This window comes from Agathobacter ruminis (assembly GCF_002735305.1).
Lineage (GTDB): Bacteria > Bacillota > Clostridia > Lachnospirales > Lachnospiraceae > Roseburia > Roseburia ruminis.
In genome coordinates this window covers 13,371-34,490 of sequence record NZ_PDYG01000056.1, presented here as the reverse complement: position 1 = coordinate 34,490, position 21,120 = coordinate 13,371, and the positions used below count along the sequence as shown (strand labels likewise).

The 21,120-nt window shown below is 44.7% G+C and carries 16 protein-coding genes and 6 tRNA genes; 16 read left to right on the top strand and 6 right to left on the bottom strand.

What is annotated here, in order from left to right:
- The first annotated feature begins 2 nt into the window (after positions 1–2).
- From rdgB to CSX02_RS08060, 15 genes are all read left to right on the top strand, one after another.
- Positions 3–605 carry an RdgB/HAM1 family non-canonical purine NTP pyrophosphatase gene (gene rdgB / locus CSX02_RS08130; protein ID WP_031545922.1) on the top strand — a complete coding sequence of 201 codons (603 nt, stop codon included), beginning with the start codon at positions 3–5 and terminating at the stop codon, positions 603–605.
- 87 nt (positions 606–692) lie between these two features.
- Positions 693–767 (top strand) — tRNA-Pro (locus tag CSX02_RS08125).
- A 33-nt stretch (positions 768–800) separates the two neighbouring features.
- A tRNA-Gly gene (locus tag CSX02_RS08120) sits at positions 801–871 on the top strand.
- Positions 872–935: 64 nt separating this feature from the next.
- Positions 936–1,009: transfer RNA gene (locus CSX02_RS08115), tRNA-Arg, on the top strand.
- A gap of 17 nt (positions 1,010–1,026) precedes the next feature.
- A tRNA-His gene (locus tag CSX02_RS08110) sits at positions 1,027–1,100 on the top strand.
- 51 nt (positions 1,101–1,151) lie between these two features.
- Positions 1,152–1,224, top strand: a tRNA-Gln gene (locus CSX02_RS08105).
- Positions 1,225–1,231: 7 nt separating this feature from the next.
- Positions 1,232–1,304: transfer RNA gene (locus CSX02_RS08100), tRNA-Lys, on the top strand.
- Between the two features lie 253 nt (positions 1,305–1,557).
- A complete protein-coding gene (locus CSX02_RS08095; protein ID WP_099386295.1) occupies positions 1,558–2,694 on the top strand; it encodes a hypothetical protein in 1,137 nt (378 codons plus the stop codon).
- The gene (locus CSX02_RS08090) at positions 2,687–3,517 is read left to right on the top strand and encodes an efflux RND transporter periplasmic adaptor subunit (protein WP_099386294.1); all 831 of its coding nucleotides are present in this window, start codon (positions 2,687–2,689) and stop codon (positions 3,515–3,517) included. Before CSX02_RS08095 ends, CSX02_RS08090 begins: the two co-directional genes overlap by 8 nt.
- Complete coding sequence (locus tag CSX02_RS08085; RefSeq protein WP_099386293.1) at positions 3,495–4,163, top strand: ABC transporter ATP-binding protein; 669 nt, start codon at positions 3,495–3,497, stop codon at positions 4,161–4,163. The genes CSX02_RS08090 and CSX02_RS08085 overlap by 23 nt, the downstream gene beginning before the upstream one ends.
- Positions 4,157–5,308, top strand: a complete 1,152-nt coding sequence (locus CSX02_RS08080; RefSeq protein WP_099386292.1) for an ABC transporter permease — start codon at positions 4,157–4,159, stop codon at positions 5,306–5,308. The genes CSX02_RS08085 and CSX02_RS08080 overlap by 7 nt, the downstream gene beginning before the upstream one ends.
- Positions 5,309–5,452: 144 nt before the next feature.
- A complete protein-coding gene (gene pyk / locus CSX02_RS08075; protein WP_099386291.1) occupies positions 5,453–6,886 on the top strand; it encodes a pyruvate kinase in 1,434 nt (477 codons plus the stop codon).
- 770 nt (positions 6,887–7,656) lie between these two features.
- A complete protein-coding gene (locus CSX02_RS08070; RefSeq protein ID WP_099386290.1) occupies positions 7,657–9,990 on the top strand; it encodes an InlB B-repeat-containing protein in 2,334 nt (777 codons plus the stop codon).
- 28 nt (positions 9,991–10,018) lie between these two features.
- Positions 10,019–11,869, top strand: a complete 1,851-nt coding sequence (locus tag CSX02_RS08065; protein WP_189281439.1) for an InlB B-repeat-containing protein — start codon at positions 10,019–10,021, stop codon at positions 11,867–11,869.
- Between the two features lie 21 nt (positions 11,870–11,890).
- Positions 11,891–12,919 carry an Mbeg1-like protein gene (locus tag CSX02_RS08060; protein WP_189281437.1) on the top strand — a complete coding sequence of 343 codons (1,029 nt, stop codon included), beginning with the start codon at positions 11,891–11,893 and terminating at the stop codon, positions 12,917–12,919.
- Between the two features lie 31 nt (positions 12,920–12,950).
- Here CSX02_RS08060 and CSX02_RS08055 read toward each other — a convergent pair whose 3' ends face one another.
- A complete protein-coding gene (locus CSX02_RS08055) occupies positions 12,951–14,393 on the bottom strand; it encodes an HD domain-containing phosphohydrolase (protein WP_099386287.1) in 1,443 nt (480 codons plus the stop codon).
- Positions 14,394–14,517: 124 nt separating this feature from the next.
- Here CSX02_RS08055 and CSX02_RS08050 point away from each other — a divergent pair, with 124 nt between their 5' ends.
- Positions 14,518–14,889 carry a hypothetical protein gene (locus CSX02_RS08050; protein ID WP_099386286.1) on the top strand — a complete coding sequence of 124 codons (372 nt, stop codon included), beginning with the start codon at positions 14,518–14,520 and terminating at the stop codon, positions 14,887–14,889.
- Here the strand turns inward: CSX02_RS08050 and CSX02_RS08045 are convergent.
- The 5 genes from CSX02_RS08045 to CSX02_RS08025 form a co-directional block, all read right to left on the bottom strand.
- Positions 14,873–15,784 (bottom strand): DMT family transporter, encoded by a 912-nt coding sequence (locus CSX02_RS08045; RefSeq protein WP_099386285.1) that lies wholly within the window; start codon positions 15,782–15,784, stop codon positions 14,873–14,875. The genes CSX02_RS08050 and CSX02_RS08045 overlap by 17 nt on opposite strands.
- 248 nt (positions 15,785–16,032) lie before the next feature.
- A complete protein-coding gene (locus CSX02_RS08040) occupies positions 16,033–17,025 on the bottom strand; it encodes an ABC transporter permease (RefSeq protein ID WP_031545941.1) in 993 nt (330 codons plus the stop codon).
- Positions 17,026–17,028: 3 nt separating this feature from the next.
- Positions 17,029–18,105 carry an ABC transporter permease gene (locus CSX02_RS08035; protein WP_099386284.1) on the bottom strand — a complete coding sequence of 359 codons (1,077 nt, stop codon included), beginning with the start codon at positions 18,103–18,105 and terminating at the stop codon, positions 17,029–17,031.
- Positions 18,105–19,631 (bottom strand): ABC transporter ATP-binding protein, encoded by a 1,527-nt coding sequence (locus CSX02_RS08030; protein WP_099386283.1) that lies wholly within the window; start codon positions 19,629–19,631, stop codon positions 18,105–18,107. Before CSX02_RS08030 ends, CSX02_RS08035 begins: the two co-directional genes overlap by 1 nt.
- An 86-nt stretch (positions 19,632–19,717) precedes the next feature.
- The gene (locus CSX02_RS08025) at positions 19,718–20,932 is read right to left on the bottom strand and encodes a BMP family ABC transporter substrate-binding protein (protein ID WP_099386282.1); all 1,215 of its coding nucleotides are present in this window, start codon (positions 20,930–20,932) and stop codon (positions 19,718–19,720) included.
- Between the last annotated feature and the right edge of the window lie 188 nt (positions 20,933–21,120).

Genomic DNA, 21,120 nt, shown 5'->3' with positions numbered 1-21,120 from the left:
ACATGACAAAGATTGTATTTGCAACAGGAAATAAGGACAAGCTGCGTGAAGTGCGAGAGATTATGAAAGATATGGATGTGGAAGTGGTTTCCATGAAGGAAGAGGGCATTCTCGTCGATATCGTGGAAGATGGCACTTCGTTTGAAGAAAATGCCACAATCAAGGCGCGTACCATTGCTGAGCATACGGATGCCATTGTTTTGGCAGATGATTCCGGGCTGGAAGTCGATTATCTGAACAAGGAACCGGGAATTTATTCTGCACGATACATGGGTGAGGATACCAGCTATACCATCAAGAATCAGGCAATTCTGGATCGCCTGGAGGGAACCACAAAGGAGCAGCGTACCGCGCGATTTGTCTGCGCGATTGCAGCGGTTCTTCCGGATAAGAAAGTGCTTGTGACACGACAAACGATGGAAGGGACGATTGGATTTCAGGCAGATGGAGAGAATGGATTTGGATATGATCCAATCTTTGTCCCGGATGGATATGATTGCTCTTCGGCTGCAATTTCGGCTGAGGAAAAGAACGAAATCAGCCACCGCGGCAAGGCTTTACGCGCGATGAGAGACATGCTGAAAGAAACCATGAAAAAAAATTGATTTTTTTTTAAAAAAGTTGTTGACATTCAGAGCGATTGAATGTATTATATTACTTGCGTCACGGGGAAGCAGTGATGCGGAGTACATCGGGGTGTGGCTCAGTTTGGCTAGAGTACCTGGTTTGGGACCAGGGGGTCGCAGGTTCGAATCCTGTCACCCCGATTCAGCAATTTTAAATTTCATAGCTTTCGACATGCGGGTGTAGTTCAATGGTAGAACACCAGCCTTCCAAGCTGGATACGTGGGTTCGATTCCCATCACCCGCTTTCGTTTTTCAAAAGCGGATACTTGATGTATTTTATCATCAACAGCACGCGGTTGGAAGCGCATGTGTCCGTAGCTCAGCTGGATAGAGCAACGGCCTTCTAAGCCGTGGGTCGGGGGTTCGAATCCCTTCGGGCACATTCAGTAGAATAATATGGTGGGTATAGCGCAGTTGGTTAGCGCGCCAGATTGTGGCTCTGGAGGCCCTGGGTTCGAATCCCAGTATCCACCCTTTGCTATTTTTAGCATGGAAGTGCCGATTATAGCCGGTTGGTACTTTAAAGGGCTATCGCCAAGCGGTAAGGCACAGGATTTTGATTCCTGCATTTCGTTGGTTCGAATCCAACTAGCCCTGTTCATATGGGAGTGTAGCTCAGTTGGAAGAGCACTTGACTTTTAATCAAGTTGTCGGGAGTTCGAGCCTCCTCACTCTCATTCCTACAAAGGTCGTATGACGCTAAAGTTCAGCGTCATACGGCTTTTTTTTTGATATAGGAAATTTCTCCGCAATTCCTATATCAAAAAAAGCGCTCCGCTATGGATGCGCACTCGCGCGATAGCTTTCTTGTTGTATAAAAAAACGACACCTAACTAAAAAAAGTTACCTTGTGATAAAAAAAGACATTTGATAAACTAACCTTGGAAGTAAAAAAAGATCCACAGACTTCAGGAAGGTATGAACATAATTATGCGAAATAGGATAAAAAAAGGAATTATAATCGTATCGGTAGCAAGTTTGTTGTGTGCATGTGCAAAAAATATAGATGAAAGTGAAAAAAATACTGTATCAGATGTTCCAACAACTGAAGCAGAAAGCGCGATTATTACACCGGAATATCATCAAACAATTTTAACCGATTTAAGAAATTGTGATTTGGTTTTTACCGATGAATATTTTTCACAAAATTTTGAAGTGTCGCTCTATTCGCTGGAAGAACTTGATGTGAATCAAATTGAGGTCTCCTTTGATAGTGATATTAAGTATGAAGTGACTGTTTTTGAACAGTCTCCAACTGAAAGCAAGAATTTCGGTTATGCCCTTTTATGCGCCTATAATGGAATTGGGTTATCACATTTTGGCGATTATTCAGATAAAATCCCACTTGATGGTTTCCAGGAACTGTTAGAGGCACGAAATATTCCTGCTTTTTATCATTATGATGTCAATGTACATCTTAATATGTTAGATGAGTCCTATGCGGACAATTTGAATTATGAAATAACAACGATGGATGTCAAATATAAGAATGAGCATTATTCCTTTGATATTGGTTCCATTCGATTTGACTTTAACGAGCGTTTACATAGTCACATAGGTAGACTACTGGCTGGGGAACATAGTGCATTTCAAAAAATCGGTGGATTGGATTATATTCCTTTGACACCAACGCGCGAAGGTTATTTTGATTCGTCTGTGGAAGAGTGCATTGTTACAGATGAGGAGGAGCTGACCATTGACAAAATCTCTATTTCCGGACCGGGTTCCGTAAAGCTAAAAGAAGCGGAAGTGTCCTGGGACAGCGATGGGACTTCGATGAATGTCAAGTATCAAGAGGGTGAATCGATTGTGATTCCACCGCATTCAACCGTGAGCATTCACGCAATTGGCGAAATGGAAGAATTAACGAAACAAATCGGTGGATATTATGCGTTTACGCTGGATGTAGGATATCGCTGCAAAGACACGAGTGGCGAGCTGAATATCCTGATTATTGCAAAAGCTTATACACTAACACCATATGAATTATATGCATATGATGTGGATCATATCGATATATTGAATATGTATTTAAATAAATTTGGATATAAGGAGCAATATGAATAAAATAGGAAAAGCGATTCTTGTATTTTTGGCAGTTCTCCTGTATCTGATTCCAATGATTGGTGTGATTGTCATCTCTAATATTGAGAAGCAAAGCTACGCAGAGGATACGGAGTTTTCCTTTGAAGTCAGCTCGTATGGAGAGGCGGTGACGATTGAACGGCAGGAAATGTACGAATATTATGTTGTAGATCTGAAAGCGTCATCTATTACATATCGTGATATTACTGTGAACAATCGCGCGAAACTCTTGTGCAAGGTCGGAGATGAGATTAGTAACGGACAGCTCATTGCAGATGATGGGACAACTGCGGAATTTGATGGCGAAATCACCGACATTGAATATGGCGATAAGATTACACTTACCTGTCTGGATATTGACCAGCTGGTTTTGGAACTGGATTTGCCTGCAGATAAATATGGGGTGATTAGTGGAAAAAAATTCCAAAATGAACAGGGCGACACATTTGAAATTGTCAAAAAATCAAAAATGATTACCGATGGGATGTTTCATATGATACTTTCCATGCCGGAAGATATGCATATGATTTATGGACAGGAACTTACGAATTATACGCTCTATACCGGAACTGTTTATCATGATGCGTTAACGGTAGAGAAAAATTGCGTTTATCAAAGAGGAAACAGCTATTATGTACGCATTGTTGATGAGAATGGCAAATTTGTATCAGAAGAAGAAGTGAAACTCGGATATGCGGATGAAAAATATGTCTGCGTTTCCGGCGATGGAATTGAAGAAGGCATGTATTGTGATTCCGGATATGCGGATGTGGTAGACCAGGATGAAGAAAATCAAGGATATTGAAATAGAACTCCGCAACATCAAAAAAGGATACGGCAGCCAGAGTGTCTTAAACGGCGTGTCGCTACGGATTGACAATACCAGTTTCATTTCAATCTGTGGCAAATCCGGATCCGGTAAATCGACTCTGATGAATATTCTCGGGTTGATTGAAGGATATGATGCGGGAGAATATTTGTTTAATCAACAAAAGATAGAGCCGGGAAAAGATTATTATCTTTTGCGACGTAATTATATTGGATTTATTTATCAATCGTATAATCTGATTCCGGAAAAGACCTGTTATGAAAATATTATTTTACCCGCAATGTATGCAGGAATGAAACAGGCTGAAATCGATACCTATATTTCTTCCATTGTGGATCGGCTGGAAATTTCGCATCTGTTGGAGAAAGGGACATTTGCTCTGAGCGGTGGGGAGAAGCAGCGTGTTGCAATTGCAAGGTCGTTGATTCTGAATCCCTCTCTGATTGTAGCGGATGAGCCGACCGGAAATCTTGATACGCATAACCGAGATGCTGTCATGGAAATCCTTTTGCACGAGCATCGAAACGGGCGAGGAATTGTATTGATTACACATGATGAAGCAGTTGCAGATTATGCAGATGAAAAAATTTATTTAAAAGACGGGAAATTGAGCATATGCTGAAAGAAGCATTGAGTCAGATTTGGAATCATCGCAAAACATATCTCCTTTTGTCGATTACGGTTTTGCTGACATTTACTGCAATTGGCGTATATATGATATTGGATGATTCCATAATATTTAATAAGTACAAACATATCATGCATGAATCGCACTATATATCAACGGCTGGTTTTGATCGGTCTGATGAAGCCAAAGAGCGTTTGCTCAAAAATAAGATAGAGCAAATGTCGGATACGCATTATTATTGTACGGAACAGATACAGGGCATCTCGCTCTATGATCATCAATTTGAAGATGCCAGAATTAACCTGGAAGTGCAGGTTATTCCAAATCATATTTGGGCGTATTACTGGAGTCTGGGAGAGCGCGCAGAGATGCTGGATGGAGAAAAGTCCTTTTCTGTGGGCGAGAATGAGATCATCATCTGCAAGACACTTTCGGATATCATGGATCAAGTGGGCGAAAAAGACTATCTGGATGTGGCAGGAAAGCGATTAAAGGTCACCGGAGTGATGAAGGATTGGAGCGATACATCTGCTGTTATGCACGACGATGGCATAGATTATTGTTATGTAAATGCGTTTGTGTCAGAGAAGACATTTCGTGACTGGGAGAAAAACAATCGCACAATGATTATCTATTCCCCGCATCAGCAGGAAATCGAGGCCTATACGCGTGATCTTGGACTTCGGTATTCCTCTGTTTACGACGAAAAGGAGGAAATGAAAAAAGAAATAATCCGCGCAATCGATTCAAAAATGGTCATCACAATCATGTTAATCCTAATTCTTGGGATCAATATGGTCGGTTGCTATATGAATTCCCTTGCAAAAAGAAAATATGAGATTGCGGTCAAGCGGGCATTGGGTGCAAGCAAAATGCAAATCATTAAACAGTTTCTGTTGGAGTCATTGATTGTATTTTTGAGTGACATATTGCTGGCATTTGCGATTTCGATGGCAATTCTTGGTGGTGTCAAAATATTTTATGTTTGGGTCATGCATGATACATGGGTGATACATATCACCGCATACAGTCTGCTCATTTATGCGATATCTGCAAGTTTTATGGCGGTTTATCTGAGCTGTCTGTTTTCAATTCTTTCCACGAAAGTGGAAGTAATCCAATATATCAAAGCAGAGTAGTGCAAAAAGGATGTGAATATTTCACATCCTTTTTTGAATGAGTCAAGGATTGTTTTGCTTGGAATAAGTAGAGAAATTCAAAAGAATCATGTATAATAAATTGGAAAAACAGGAATGAAAAGAGACTAGAAAGAGGAAAATATTATGAGAAAAACGAAGATTATTTGTACGATTGGACCGGCAAGTTCGGATGAGAAGATTTTTCGTCAGATGTGTGAGGCGGGGCTGAATGTTGCCCGTTTAAATTTTTCTCATGGAGACCATGAAGAACAGTTGGGAAAAATTAAGATGATTCGCAAAGTGCGGGAGGAAATGGGACTTCCAATCGCAATTATGTTAGATACCAAGGGACCGGAATACCGTATCGGAACCTTCAAAGAGCACAAAGTAACCGTTGCAGAGGGGCAGGAATTCGTTTTCACTACCGACGCGGTAGAAGGGGATGAAACACGCGTATCCGTCAGCTATAAGGATTTTGCAAAAGATCTAAAAGTTGGCGATACCGTATTGGTAAACAACGGTCTGGTTGTCTGCAAGGTAAACAAAATCAAGGGAAATGAAGTATTTACCACCGTGGAAGCAGGTGGCGTGCTTTCGGACAAGAAGAGCATGAATTTCCCGGGAAAAGTATTGAGCAATGCTTATTTGAGCGAGCAGGACAAGAAGGACCTGTTGTTTGGAATTGAGCAGGATGTGGATTATGTTGCGGCATCCTTTGTTTCTACCAAGCAGGATGCTTTGGATTTGAGAGAATTCCTGAATGCGCATGGCGGAGAAAGCATCGATATTATTGCAAAGATTGAGAATCGCTCCGGCGTAGAAAATATCGAAGAGATTTCGGAAGTGGTTGATGGCATTATGGTTGCAAGAGGGGACCTCGGCGTAGAAATTCCATTTATGGAAGTGCCTGCAATCCAAAAAGAAATCGTCCAGAAATGTCGTCTTCTCGGAAAGCGCGTAATCATTGCAACCGAGATGCTTGAGTCCATGATTACCAATGTGCGTCCGACGCGCGCGGAAATCTCGGATGTGGCGAATGCAGTTTATGACGGTGCCTCCGCAATTATGCTTTCCGGCGAATCTGCACAGGGAAAATACCCGGTGGAAGCAGTTCGTACCATGGCCGAGGTCGCAGAATATACAGAAGAGCATATTCATTATGACAACCGTTTCAAGAATACGGAGTTCGTCAACCGCAATATTCTCGATGCGATCTCGCATGCAACCTGTCAGATGGCAATTGATGTGGAAGCAAAATGCATTGTCGTAAATTCAGTTAGCGGTATCACAGCGCGCATGATCAGCCGCTTCCGCAGCCCGATTCAGATCATCGGTGCGACAACTTCCCCGAAGGTATATCGCAAGCTCGCGCTTTCCTGGGGCGTCATCCCTGTATTATGCGAGGAATACGAATCCATCGATGTCTTATTCTTCCATGCCATGATGCATGCGACACGAATCCTCGATTTAAAGATCGGAGACAATGTGGTCCTGACCGGTGGCCAGGTTGGTGGCAAGACCGGAAACACCAACACCATCAAAGTCGAAACCGTTCGCAAAATTTATCACGAGTCTTAATCTTTTACCCACCGATCGCACTTCGCGATGCGGTGGGTTTTTTGTCACATACCATCCTCCTTATGCCTATTACCTCTCAGCCCTTCAGCCTTCCCGCCGCCGCACTCTGCCTGTCGGCGCACATACGGTAGGCGAGAAAGCTTAGATTCTCCAAAGCCGTAAGCAGCGCTTCAAGAGGCTGTCCTTTCACCGATTTTGCACTTCGACAAACTGTCTTTTCGTCGCAAACACCTTATTGTGTTTCGTATCGCTTTCCTGTCCATATAGACCGGTTGAGGAACACTGTCCGCTTGCTAAGTAAAACCACGAAGCCGGTTTTGAGCGCTCGACACCGTCTCAGAGCGTCCGTCCGGGACGCCTTCGACTCTCGCCGCCGTCCATGGCGGCTCGTATCGAGTGCTTCGCAAAATCGGCTTCTGTTTTACTAAGCGCACTTCCAACGATGTTCCTCAACCGGTCTATATGGCCCAGGAAAGTTCTACAAATGGTTGTGTGTTTGCGTAGAAAAGACTGTGCGGGAGAAGTGCAAATAGTTGAAAGAACAGCCTCAATCAAAGATGCGGTGCGCGGCTTTACTGAGAATCTTGCTTTCGAAAGCCGTGTGTGTGCGCCGACAGGCAGAGCGCGGCGGCGGGGAGGCTGAGAGGCTGACAGGTATATGGTGGTGTGGATGGTATGTGACAAATATGAGTGATTGCATCTGAAGGGCTCTCATTGTAAAATAAGATATGAGACACTTTGATGAATCGTCAGAATAGGATGGAAAATAGATGAAGAAATTGAAAAAGCGCTTGCTCGCACTAGGACTGGCCATGACGATGGTGGCGACCGCGCTGCCACAGATGCAGCTCTTTGCAGGCGAGCAGGAACAGACAGAAGATACAACAGAACAAAAAACAGGTGGCTATCAGGGTCCGGTGCGTGTAAATGTCGACTTTGATCATCTCGAGCAGACGTCCGGATATCGGAAGCGCAGCTACCGCTCGGATGCGCAGGCGACGCAGTGGAAGCGCTACTCTTCCAATTATTATTATACGCAGCTGAGTGAGGCACAAAAGCAGGCCTGGGATCAGCTTGATGTGGAATGTATGGATATCCTGCTCAACGAAAATAGCGCTTATATTTTATATGACAGCAGAAATGAGCATTATTTGTTGCAACCGGTGACAGCCAATGAGCTGACGGAATTGGAAACAGAGCAGGTCATTGAGTTGTTTACTTATTCCAATCCGCAATATTATTTCCTGAGCAACTGGTTTTCGAATACTCCGAGTCAGATGACAATTATTTTATATACACCATTTGGCAATGGACAGACGAGAAGTATGGTGACGGAACATTTTGCCTCCATGCTCCAAAAGTGGACTGAAGATATCGCAATGACTTTCCCGGATTATGATGCGTTAAATGCATCGTCTGAGGAACAATTCGATGTAGAAGTAGAGATTCATGATCTGGTTTGTGATGAAATTTCGTATGATTATAGTTATACAGATGAGTGGTATAACCAGAGTATGATTTCGGTTTTGTTTGACCATTATGGAGTATGCGCAGGATATGCGAAATCGATGACTGCGCTGCTGAGTTATTACGGAATTACCAATTGTGTGGTTTTTAGTAGCGGGCATGTCTGGAATGAGGTGGAAATCGGCGAAAATTGGTATGTACTGGATGCTACCTGGGACGATTCAAACGGCGATACTTATATTAACAGGACATATTTGAATACAACCAATGAAAAGCTTAACGATAGCACGCATACAGAGGATGCATATCCGGAATACCTGCCGGCAAGTCTTGTGCCAGAGGCAGAAGGTGAGTGGTCGACTGCAGTGCAATATCGTCTGGCAGCACCAAAATTTGAGGCGCATGGGACACTGGAACATATTCAGGTTACAATCAAAACCAGGGGAGATGCATATTACGCATGGCAGGACAGTGCCGCGACACAAAAGCCTGCGCAAAGTGATATGAGTATCATGAATTCGAATGCGCAACTTACATATGATTTATCTGCAAATCAAAAGCTTTTTGCAATGTGGTGCGATGGTGAGGATAATACTAGGGACAGTCGAATTGTCTGTCTCGATGACCGCTATTACAGAACAGGGTCAATCTTATTTTTCTTGAATGGCGGATATGAGCATCGCAAAAGCGATCAATTCATTGAGGTTCCGCTGACTGCCACGGAGGTTACAATTCCAACACTGCAAGAGCTGGGATATGAAGTTGTTGCATGGGGAAATTCCATGTATAATTCCGAGGATGTGTATGATACGCCGGAAGAATTGAATGAAACCCTTGCAGAGTGTTTGTCTTCTTCACCGGTATCGCTGCCTTGCACGGAATTAATCGCAAGGTGGAAAACCGTGAAATATACCATCTCGTTTGATCCGAACGGGGGTACACTTGCAACAGCAAGTCGAAGCAGACAATGCGAATATGATACTGCACTTTCTGAACTCCCGACTCCGACGCGCACGGGATATACCTTCCTCGGATGGTATACAGCAAAGTCCGGAGGAACCAAGGTATCAGTCGACACACTTGTCACAGGAGCTGCAACCTATTATGCACATTGGAAGGTCAATTCTTATAAATTGCAGTTCAATGGCAATGGTGGGAAATCGTCAAGTGCTTCCAAGACGGTTACCTATCTTGCAAAATACGGCACGCTTCCGAAGGCTACACGCGCAGGATACACCTTCCTCGGATGGTATACGGCCAAAACAGGCGGCACGAAGGTTACAGCAAACTCTGTAGTAAAGATTACAAAAACGACGACGCTGTATGCGCATTGGCAGAAAGTGACCGTGGCAAAGGGGACAATCGCAAAAGTTGTCAACAAAGCGACCAGAAAGGCGGTTGTGACCATTAAGTCCGTGAGCGGGGCAAAAGGATATCAGATTCGCTACGCGACGGTCAGCAATATGAAGGGCGCAAAGACGGTGACATTGAGTGCCTCTACGCTCAGCCGCACCTTTAAGAGTCTGAAAAAAGGAAAGACATATTATTTCCAGGTGCGCGCATACAAAACTGACTCAACCGGCAAGAAAATTTACGGATCATGGAGTGCAAAGAAATCCGTAAAAATAAAAAAGTAAAGGACGGGAGTTTATTATGAAAAGAATCATGAAAAAACTATTGTGTGGTCTGTTGATCGCAACGCTTGCATTTCCGGTGGTTCCGGCGCAGGCACAAGAGAGGGAACCGATGGTTGCGCATGAACTGCACACCGGTCTGGCAACTCCAACCAACCTGCATCTGAAAGCACCAAAGGTGACGCAGGCTTACAAACAGGAATCGTTTGAAGCCCGATATGACCAGAAAACAGAGCAGGCCTATTGGAAACAATTTACAACAGATTATTATTACAAAAAGGTTTTGAACAGCAACCAGAGAGCGCTCTGGAGGGAACTTGACCGTGTCTGCATGAATCTGCTGCTTGGAAAAACGGCGCCAATCAAAACACAGGACGGCAGTGATGTCTATTATATGACACAACGTGTTGATTATTACACCATCAATGAAGCACAGGCGGAACAGGTGGTTTTCCTGTTTGGATATGCAAATCCGCAATATTTTTTCCTGGATACCAGTATTTTTTCGGTAGACAGCGGTGTGGCAATGCTGCTGGTTTATGATAATTTTGGAACCAAAGCAAAGCTGAAAGCAGGAAAAGAAAAATTGCGCTATTTCCTGAACAGCTGGGTGCATGACATCGAGAAGACGGTTCCGAATTATTCTTCATCCAATGTGAAGCAGCAGTTTGCTGTGGAGATGGAAATCCATGATTATCTGTGTGATCTGGTTTCGTACGATTATGTGGATATGAACCAGAGCATTTATAGCATTATCGCTTCACACAAGACGGTATGCGCAGGATATACCAAAGCGATGGTGGCGATGCTCAGCTATTTTGATATTGTCAATTGCTATGCGTTTTGTATGCCTTCTGATGAAAGTGAGGGCGGCAATCATGTATGGAATGAGGTCTATATCGGCGGCAAATGGTATGTCGTGGATGCAACCTGGGATGATGATGTTTCCGGTTTGATTCTGCGCTTGTTTTATAATACGACCATTGATGAAATCGAAAGAATCTGTCAGGATGACATTGTAAGTTACGAGAGCCATACGGATGACAATTATCCGTCATGGCTGAATACTTCCCATGTGCCGCTGGCAAAGACGGTGCAAAAGAAACAGTATGCGTTGCGTCTGCCGGCATTGCAAGTGAAAGTCGCAAAGAATTCAAAGGGCAATTATTATTTTGCAATGAAAAAACCGGTGATAAATTACGATGGACCTGTCGACTTCTCCAAGATGAAAATGACTTATTCCGTTGCCAATACCGCTTTCGCAAAAAAGGCAACGCCGACCAAGACATACAACGGTAGCGCTGTTGCATTAAAGTTCGGTGGGCATCGATATTTCCAGGGCATGTGGGAGTCATCTTATAAAGAAATTCAGTCCAGCCGTATTGTCTTTGTGGAAGAGAGCACAATCAGTAAGTCAAAGGCGGCAGACAGCTCTGCCATTTTTATCGGATTTGATGCCTGTGGCGGCAAGATGACACAGCAGGGCACGGTTGGTGCAACCGGATATACCTTTGGTCCGCTTCCAACTCCGAAGCGTACCGGCTATACATTTGTGGGCTGGTATACCAAGAAGTCGAAAGGAACCAAGGTGACTTCGAAGACGAAGATCACAGCCAAGCAGCCGATGATGCTGTATGCACGATGGAAGGGCAAGGTCTATACAGTCAAATTCCATGCAAACGGGGGAAAAGTATCCACCAAATCCAAAAAGTATAGAAACGGTGGCAAATATGGCAAGCTTCCGACACCGAAGCGTACGGGATACAAATTTACCGGCTGGTATACCAAGAAAAAGGGCGGCAGCAAGATTACAAAGGCAAGCCGCATCTACAATACCAAGAATATTACATTGTATGCGCATTGGAAGAAAGTGAAAAAATAAATGGAGAATATCCTTACCTATTTGAGGTATCGAAAAGACATTCCAACTTCAAAGATGGCCTGGAACGAAGCGGATTATGTGGCCTTTTCCATGATTTCGTATCTGGATTATACGGGACTTTGTGAAGACTGGCCGCTGCTTTCGGAGGCCGCTGCGCGATACAGGGACAAATACTATCCACAGGGGGATCAGCAGGCGCATATGCGCGAAAAAGCCCTCTTTGAGATGGCAGACAGTATTCGCTACCGGAAAGTGCGAATCGGCCGTTATTTGCGCGATATCGACGAAATACAGGAGAAAACCGTCTATGCGGTTACATTCCGGCTGTCGCGTTTTCACAGTATCGTGGCTTTCCCGGGAACGGATCACTCGATGTTGTCCTGGAAAGAGAATTTTATTTATCTCTATCGCTATGATGCGCCGGGGCTGCTTCAATGTAAGGACTATCTGGAATCTGCCATAAATCGGTCTTTTATGAAAGTAACGGTCATCGGACATTCCAAGGGTGGTTTGCAGGCGGTATATGCAAGTTGCAGACTGCCGGCGCAACTGCGACGCAAAATCAAAGCATTGTATCTGTTTGATGCGCCGGGCTTTGCCTATCCAATTGAGACGGAAGAGGGATATCGGGAGCTTGAAAGCCGCATGAAAAGTTTTGTGCCGGAAGACTGCGTGATCGGAAATCTCAATCATGCATCATATGGGGACAGACAGATGATTCGCAGTTATGAGACCGGGTTTGCGCAGCATGAATGTGACAATTGGCAAATGACAGCGACCGGGATTGCACGGGGGCAAGCGGCGAGCGAATTCTCCGAAAAATCCTCCAAAGTATTCAATACCCTGGTCGAATCGGTTCCGGTTGAGGAGCGTGAAATGGTCATCACAGAGATGTTTGATGTGTTGAAAAATAACGGGATTACAAGGATTGATGACATCAACAATCTGCGCTTCGGGAACGCGCTGAAGATTCTGCTCAGCTATCCGAGGCTTTCACCGCAGACACGCAATCTGATGAAGACCCTGTTAAAAGAAATGAAGAACGGTTAAAAAGTAAAAGCCCGGCAGCTGCCGGGCTTTTTTATGAAAACATACGCAATTTATTGCGAATTTCGGATTGTAAATAAATGATATTAAACGGCTTGAGTACATAATTCTGAATGCCGAGACTGCGGAAATGCATAATGCTTGTGGTGTCGCGGTATCCGCCGAGTACGATGACGGGAATCTCTTCGAGAATGTGGAGATTTACCAACAGCTGGTTGGATTCCTTGGACATCTCAAGTCCGTCAATGTCGACCAGCAACATGTCCGGTCTTCCGTCTCGCTGAATATATCCCTCTGCGAGCTTTTCGTTCTTGACCCACTGGAATTCATAGAGATAACCAAGTTTTTCGGAGATTTCACGGAAGGAATCTCCGGTATAATCCACAACCATAATGCGATACCGCGTCAGCGGTGAGGTCATTTCTCTGCGGTGTTCTTCTTCCTCAATCAAATCCAGATAATCCTGCGCGCTTGGCTGTGTGATGATGATATCCTGATATTCTGCAGAACTCAAATCAATCTCTGCAAAGTCTTCCATGCAGCGGATAATCGGACGATGATTGTGTTCCTCGGAATTCTCGATGACAATACCGACAGTGCCGTCTGACAGATGAATTTCGGTTCCCTTCGGATAGATTGGGATATATTTCAAAAATGCATCTACAATTGCCGGGTCAAAAATTGTGCCGGCGCCGCCTTTTAAAATCTCAATGGCCGCATATGGCGAGTAGGCGCGTTTGTACGGACGCTCGCTGGTTAAGGCATCATAGACATCTGCTACATGAATAATGCGTGCCAGGAAAGGAATTTCATCCTGCGCAAATCCTTTTGGATATCCGCTGCCGTCATAATTTTCATGATGGCATAATACCGCATTTTTCACATTGGAAGAGATGTCGAGACGGTCGTAAATCATGTCATAGGCAAGTGTTGGATGCGTCTTGACAAGCGCATATTCCTCTTTGGTGAGGATATCCGGCTTGTTTAATAACTCTGCCGGAAGATCAAGCTTACCGATATCATGCAACAGGGCGGCAAATACCAGATCTACAAGCTGGTCATTGTGAATCTCCATACCAAAACCGATGACACAGGCCATAACTGCTACATTTACGGAATGCGCGAATGTGTAATCATCAAAGGTACGCAGGTCCTGCATATCCAGGCTGTGGAACCCGTTTGCAATAATCTCGTCTACAATTTGCTTTGCGATAAGCCGACAAGTGTCAATATCTTTGTTTCGAACAGCACTTAATCCTGCGGAACGAAGAACCGGCGGGATCGGCGGCTTTAAATCGATGCCGGCAGAGAGTTTGTCTTCAACATAGACTGCCGGAATTCCGAGAGATATCAATCGCTCGATATATTGTTCTGTTAATGCTGTATTTTCGGAAATTAAGATTCGCCCTTCCGAATCCAGGACATCGGCGCCCAGCATCATGCCGGGAAACACCAGGTCAATGCGTAAATATCTCATGTAGTACTCCAATTACTTAATACATTAAAAAGTATACCAAATGTCAGTGCATAATGCACGATAAATCAGTTTTTATGCTACAATAAAAATATCATTTACGGGTTACAAAGGGTGGTACAAAATTATGAAAAACAAATCAAAAAAGAAAACAATCACCATCACAAGCGGATGGTTCATCATGGCCGCTTCAGAGCTCTCTGTTGCGGAAATCAAATCCCTGATTCCGCACGAATTCGATGTGGAAATCTGGCTTGAAGCCGGCGTATTAGAAGTAATCATCGGTGAAAAATGCTCAATGGATATTGAAGCCATCGAATGCGATTTGCGCGATGATTTCAGCAATGCATTTTTGCGTGAGCATCATATCACTCATTTATTTTATGTCTCATTCCCACAATCCGGTCATGAGGCAGCAATGCAGATTCTATCTGCAATCTCAAACGGAATCGATGGCTTTGTATGCGCTGATTCCGAAGATTTTATGCCGGTTCTGTAATCCGGTCTTTTTCACTTGGTACAAGTTGCGCAATTGTAACTGCAACAAAAATGGTAATGCATCCGGCGATTTCGCGAGAGGATAACCGTTCGTGCAATAAAAGCCATCCAAACAGAATCGAAAATACCGATTCCAGACTCATAATCAGGGATGCGACGGTCGGATGAAGACCACGCTGTCCTGCTGTCTGCAGCGTGTATGCAATTCCCGATGAGCAGATTCCCGCATACAAAAGCGGAATCCATGCCTCCCATGAGGCTAGAACATGCAACCAGGATTGCGGAGCCGGTGCGATATCAAACAAAAACATAGGAATCGCCGATTCAATTCCACACACGAGAAACTCGAGTGCGGAAAGAAAAATCGCGTCGACCTGCGGTGCAAAATGGTCAATGGCCAGAATCTGTACCGCAAAGGATACCGCGCTGAGCAGGAGTAAGATGTCAGAAGTCTGTACCCGGAACGAACCCTCTGTCATGCACAAAAAGTAGAGGCCGATCAAGGCAAGGAATACTCCTATCAGCACATTCCAATGGGTCTTCTTGCCGAGCACCAATCCAAAAATCGGAACCAGGAGAATATAGCAGGCTGTCAGAAATCCTGCTTTGCCGACGGAAGAACCCATAGTGATACCAAGCTGTTGCAAGTTGCTTGCAAAGAAAAGTGCGGTGCCACAGATGATGCCACCGAGAATGATTTTCCCGGTTTGGAGAGGCTGCTGTGCCTTTCTTCTGCGACCGATGAGCAATATCGGGAGTAGCACGAGAAATCCCATAATATTGCGTATGCTGTTGAAACTGTATGCTCCGACAACATCTCCGCCGGTTCGCTGTGCCACAAAGGCTGCGCCCCAGATGAGATCGGCGAGCAGTAGAAAAATGACATTTTTCTTCATATTAGGTATCCTTCTATTGCAAAAAACGATTCAGTAAGTAGGCTTACGAAATCGTTTAAGAAAACACAAATGACATATTAATACCTTTTGCGAGGAGATTCAATACTCGAATATGACAAAAGTAACAGAAAAAATAGGAAAATAATAGACAAAAGTTATACTACCCATTCCTAAGAGGAATACTAAAGAGCAGATACTTTCCTCGAGGTTATTAAAAAACTCCCATACCATTTGGTATGGGAGTTTTTTTAGCGTTCTTCGCGGAAATAGTTGGTGCCAAGACTGGCAGGTGGCTGATTTTCGCGCTTGTTTCTCACACTTGTAAATACAAGTACGAGCAGTGTGATAATATAAGGAATCATTTTGTAAAGTTCTGTATATTCCATATGAGCCATGTTGGTTGGCAGATACAGATACAGTACATATAAACCGCCAAACAGGATGGAAGCAAAGATGCTTAAATCCGGTTTCCACAAAGTGAAGATAACCAGTGCAATCGCAAGCCATCCGCGATCGCCGAATGCATCATTGGACCATACGCCGCTTGCATAATCCATTACATAATACAAACCGCCGAGACCGGCAATCATACAGCCGAGGCAGGTAGCCACATATTTGTATTTGGTGACATTGATTCCGGCTGCATCCGCAGTCGCAGGGTTCTCACCGACCGCACGCAGGTGAAGACCGGTGCGGGTATGCTTGAATACAAATGCCATAATCAGGGCAATCACAATTGACAAATAAGCGAGGAATCCATAGGAAAGAAAAATCTTTCCGAACCATCCGAGCTTTCCGGCAAATGGTAATGATTTGCTGAAGAACGCAGAGGTCTTGGTCAATGTGATGGATGGAACATCGAGCTTGGAAATCTTGATCAGAGAACCGCCGAAGAAGTTTCCAAAGCCGACACCGAAAGTAGTCATTGCCAGACCGGTTACATTTTGGTTCGCACGGAGTGTTACCGTCAGGAAGCAATAGAGCAGTCCCATCAAAAGAGAGCCAAGCAATGAGCATACCATAGGAATCATGATGGCCAGGAACGGATTGAGTGCGCCTGTGGCATGGTTCTCATAAATGAAGGAACCGATGACACCGCAAATACCGCCGACATACATGACACCCGGAATACCAAGGTTCAGGTTGCCGGACTTCTGTGTCAGGATTTCGCCTGTACTTCCATATAAAAGTGGAATTCCCTGCTGCACTGCGGTAGGGATAAATGCTACAAAATTAAACATCGCTTAGGCCTCCTTTCCTGATTTCTTTGTCCGATTGATTTTGTATCGAATAAAGAATTCACATCCGATGATAAAGAACAGGATGATTCCGGTCATGATATCGGAGAATGATTCATTTAATCCACAACTGGTTGCCACTTCCGAGGCACCGCGGTCCATAAAGACGATGAGCAGGGAAGTAAATACCATTGTGATCGGATTGAATTTGGCGAGCCACGAAACCATAACCGCAGTAAAGCCCATGCCGCCGGCAATGGTGGTGGTAACGGTATGATTGATACCGCCGGTCAAAAGCAGTCCGGCAAGTCCGCACATTCCGCCGGAGAGCAGCATCGTACGAATGACAACCTTTTCTACCTTGATTCCGACATAGCGCGCGGTGTTCTGGCTTTCGCCGACAACCGTGATTTCATATCCGTGTTTGGTATATTTCAAATAGACAAACAGACTGGCGGTGCAAAGCAATGCAACCACAATCGGCAGAAAATGCTGATTGACAATCTGAGGAAGCCAGCCGGCCATGGTATCGCTGTTGATGATACCGATTTTACCGGAGCCCTTTGGAACTTCCCATACAATCGTAAAGAATGCCACCAGCTGTGTTGCAATATAGTTCATCATCAATGTGGAAAGTGTTTCGTTGGTATTCCACAAGGCTTTAAACAAAGCAGGAACAAAGCCCCAGAATGCACCGGCAGCGATGGATGCGATAATCATAATGATGATTACGGCTGCATTTGGAAGTTTGTCGCCGAGCGTAATCATGCAAGATGCGGCGGTGAGCGATCCGATCAGGACCTGACCTTCTCCACCGATGTTCCAAAACTGCATCTTGAATGCAGGTGTGAGTGCAAGTGCAATAATCAGCATAATGGACAGTTCCTGAAGCGTAACCCAGCTGCGGCGGGTGGTACCGAATGCACCGCTAAAAATGGATTCAAAGACAGAGAGCGGATCCTGTCCGGTCAGTGTCATGCAAAGGACTGCAATCAGGCCGACTGCCAGCAGGATTGCAACGACATGTACAAACAGCGACTTTTGCCAAGGAAGGGCATCTCGTTTCGAAATATGAAATTTCATTATGCTTCTCCTCCTTTCTTGGTCATCATCATGCCGACAGTCTGCTTGTCAGCAGTGCGTCCGTCGATGATTCCGCTGACTTCACCGCCGCAGAGAACCAGGATGCGATCGGACAATTCCAAAAGCACATCGAGATCCTCGCCGACGAAGATGACTGCGACACCGTTTTTCTTTTGCTGATTAATCAAATCATAAATGGTATAGGACGAATTGATATCCAGACCGCGGACTGCATAAGCTGTCATCAATACGGTCGGTGAGGATGCAATTTCTCGACCTACCAATACTTTTTGGACATTTCCGCCGGAGAGACGACGAACCGGAGTCTCAATACTTGGGGTAGAAACCTTGAGCTCTTTTACGACAGTCTTGGCAAGCTTACGCGGTGCTTTACGATCGGTAAAGAAGCGTGATTTGCCATGGCGGAAGGAGCGAAGCATCATATTATCTGCCAGGTCCATATTGCCGACCAGTCCCATTCCGAGACGGTCTTCCGGGACGAATGAAAGAGAGACTCCAAGTTCGGCAATGTCACGAGGATTTTTGCCAATCAATTCTTCTACGGAACCATCCGGGGCAATATAGGAGACACTTCCTGTCTCAACACGCTGTAATCCGGCGATTGCCTCGAGCAATTCCTTCTGACCGCATCCGGAGATGCCGGCGATTCCGAGAATTTCACCGCTTCTTGCGGTAAAGGATACATCTTTCAATTTATAGACACCGTCCTGATCCCGCACGCTGAGTCCTTCGACTTTGATTCGCTCTGTCGGGTTTACAGGCTCCGGACGGTCAATATTCAATGATACGGAACGACCTACCATCATATCGGTCATTTCCTGTGCGTTGGTTTTGGCGGTTTCAAGTTCACCGACGAATGCGCCTTTGCGCAAAATTGCCACACGGTCGGAGATCGCTTCCACCTCATGCAATTTGTGCGTGATGATAATGATGGTCTTGCCGTCGGATTTCATATTGCGCATAACCGCAAATAATTTTTCCGTCTCCTGAGGAGTCAGTACGGCAGTCGGTTCATCGAGAATCAGAATCTGTGCGCCGCGGTAGAGTACCTTTACGATCTCGACAGTCTGCTTTTCGGAGACGGACATGTCATAAATCTTTTTGTCAAGATCCACCTCGAAGCCATATTTGTCACAGATTTCGTTGATGCGCACTTTTGCTTCTTTGAGATTTAATTTGCCTTCGAGTCCGAGAATGATATTTTCGGCAGCAGTCATGACATCAATCAATTTGAAATGCTGATGAACCATACCGATTCCAAGATTGAATGCGTCATGAGGAGAACGGATGGATACCGCTTCTCCGTTGATGAAAATCTGTCCTTCATCCGGATGATAGATGCCGGAGAGCATGTTCATCAATGTGGTCTTTCCACTTCCGTTTTCGCCGAGAAGAGAAAGAATCTCACCCTTGTAAATATCAAGGGTTACATTTTCATTGGCCACAACAGGACCGAATGTCTTTTTGATGTCACGAAGTGACACCGCAGTGGTTTTCTCACTCAATGTTTTTACCTCTTTATCGTAGATTCATAAAAAGCGAAAAATGGGCGGCACTTTGTGCCGCCCATGAAAAATCAAGCGAATCGATATTAGAACTTAGGATCTCCCAAGAATTTGATTCCGTCGATCTGTACATCGAAGTATGGTGCAGAACGGAATTCTGATTCTGAATAATAGCCATCCTTTACAACAACGGTATCGGCGGTATAATCAGCATCGGTATCTACATCTGCCTTGTAATCGTCGGCAAGCTTTGCTCCGCCAACAGTGAACTGTTCGAGTTCGAATACATGAAGATCGCCGCTCTCGAGTTTCTCCTGAGTCTCAGCAACAACCTTGTCGGTTCCTTCTGCTACGGACTTACCAAACTCAGAAAGTTTTACAGATCCGGTAGAAAGATTTCCGGTCCAGTCGGTATCGATATCCTTCTTGTCGGCAACCTGTCCGATGATATATTCGAAGTATGGTGCCCAGTCGATCTTGGAAGATACGAGGAAGGTTTCAGGACAAGCGCTTGCGGTAGAACCGTTGTAAGATACATTCGGGATACCTGCATTTTCACAAGCGGTAGGAGCTCCCATGGAGTCTGCGTGCTGTGAAATCAATACGCATTTGTCATCAATCAAAGCCTGTGCTGCAGTCTTCTCAGCGGTTTCATCATACCATGAACCGGTGAAGGTTACTTCCATGGTTGCGCTCTCACAGATAGAACGCGCGCCGAGGAAGAATGCGGTATATCCAGAGATTACTTCTGCATAGGTGTAAGCGCCTACATAACCGATCTTTGCCTGGTCAGCAGTGATCTTTCCGGAGTCGATCATTTCATTTAACTTTAATCCGGCAACCACACCTGCAAGATAGCGTCCTTCGTAGATGGTTGCGAAAGCGTTGTGATAGTTTGCAAGCTTTTCGGTATGTGCCTTGGTACCTGTTGCATGGCAGAACTGAACATCCGGGAATTCCTTTGCAGCCTTGATCATGTAATCTTCATGTCCAAAGCTGTCTGCGAATACGATATCGCATCCGCCATCGGCAAGATCTGCTGCTGCATCGTAGCAGTCTTCACCTTCGGAGATATTGGTCTTGAATACGGCCTCTGCTCCGGTTGCCTCGCAAGCAGCCTTTGCTGCATCAAGGAAGTTCTTGTCGTAAGTGGAGTTCTCATCATGTAAGGTGATGAATCCAATCTTAACGCCGGACTTGTTTCCCTTTGAGGAATCAGAATCCTTTCCACCACATGCTGCCAATGAGAATGTCATGGTTGCAGCAAGTGCAAGTGCAAGAAATCTCTTTAATTTCTTCATTTTGTTGTTTCTCCTTTTTCTCTTTCATACGATAGTTTTTACTACCAAATCAAACAATAACAAAATAAGAAGAGAAATACAAGAAGCCATTGTTAGAAAATTTGATTTTTTTTGCGCATTTTTTTATAAATAATAGATACCTGTCTTGTCATGGTGGAGAATAAGTACTATAATTACTTTGCTGTATG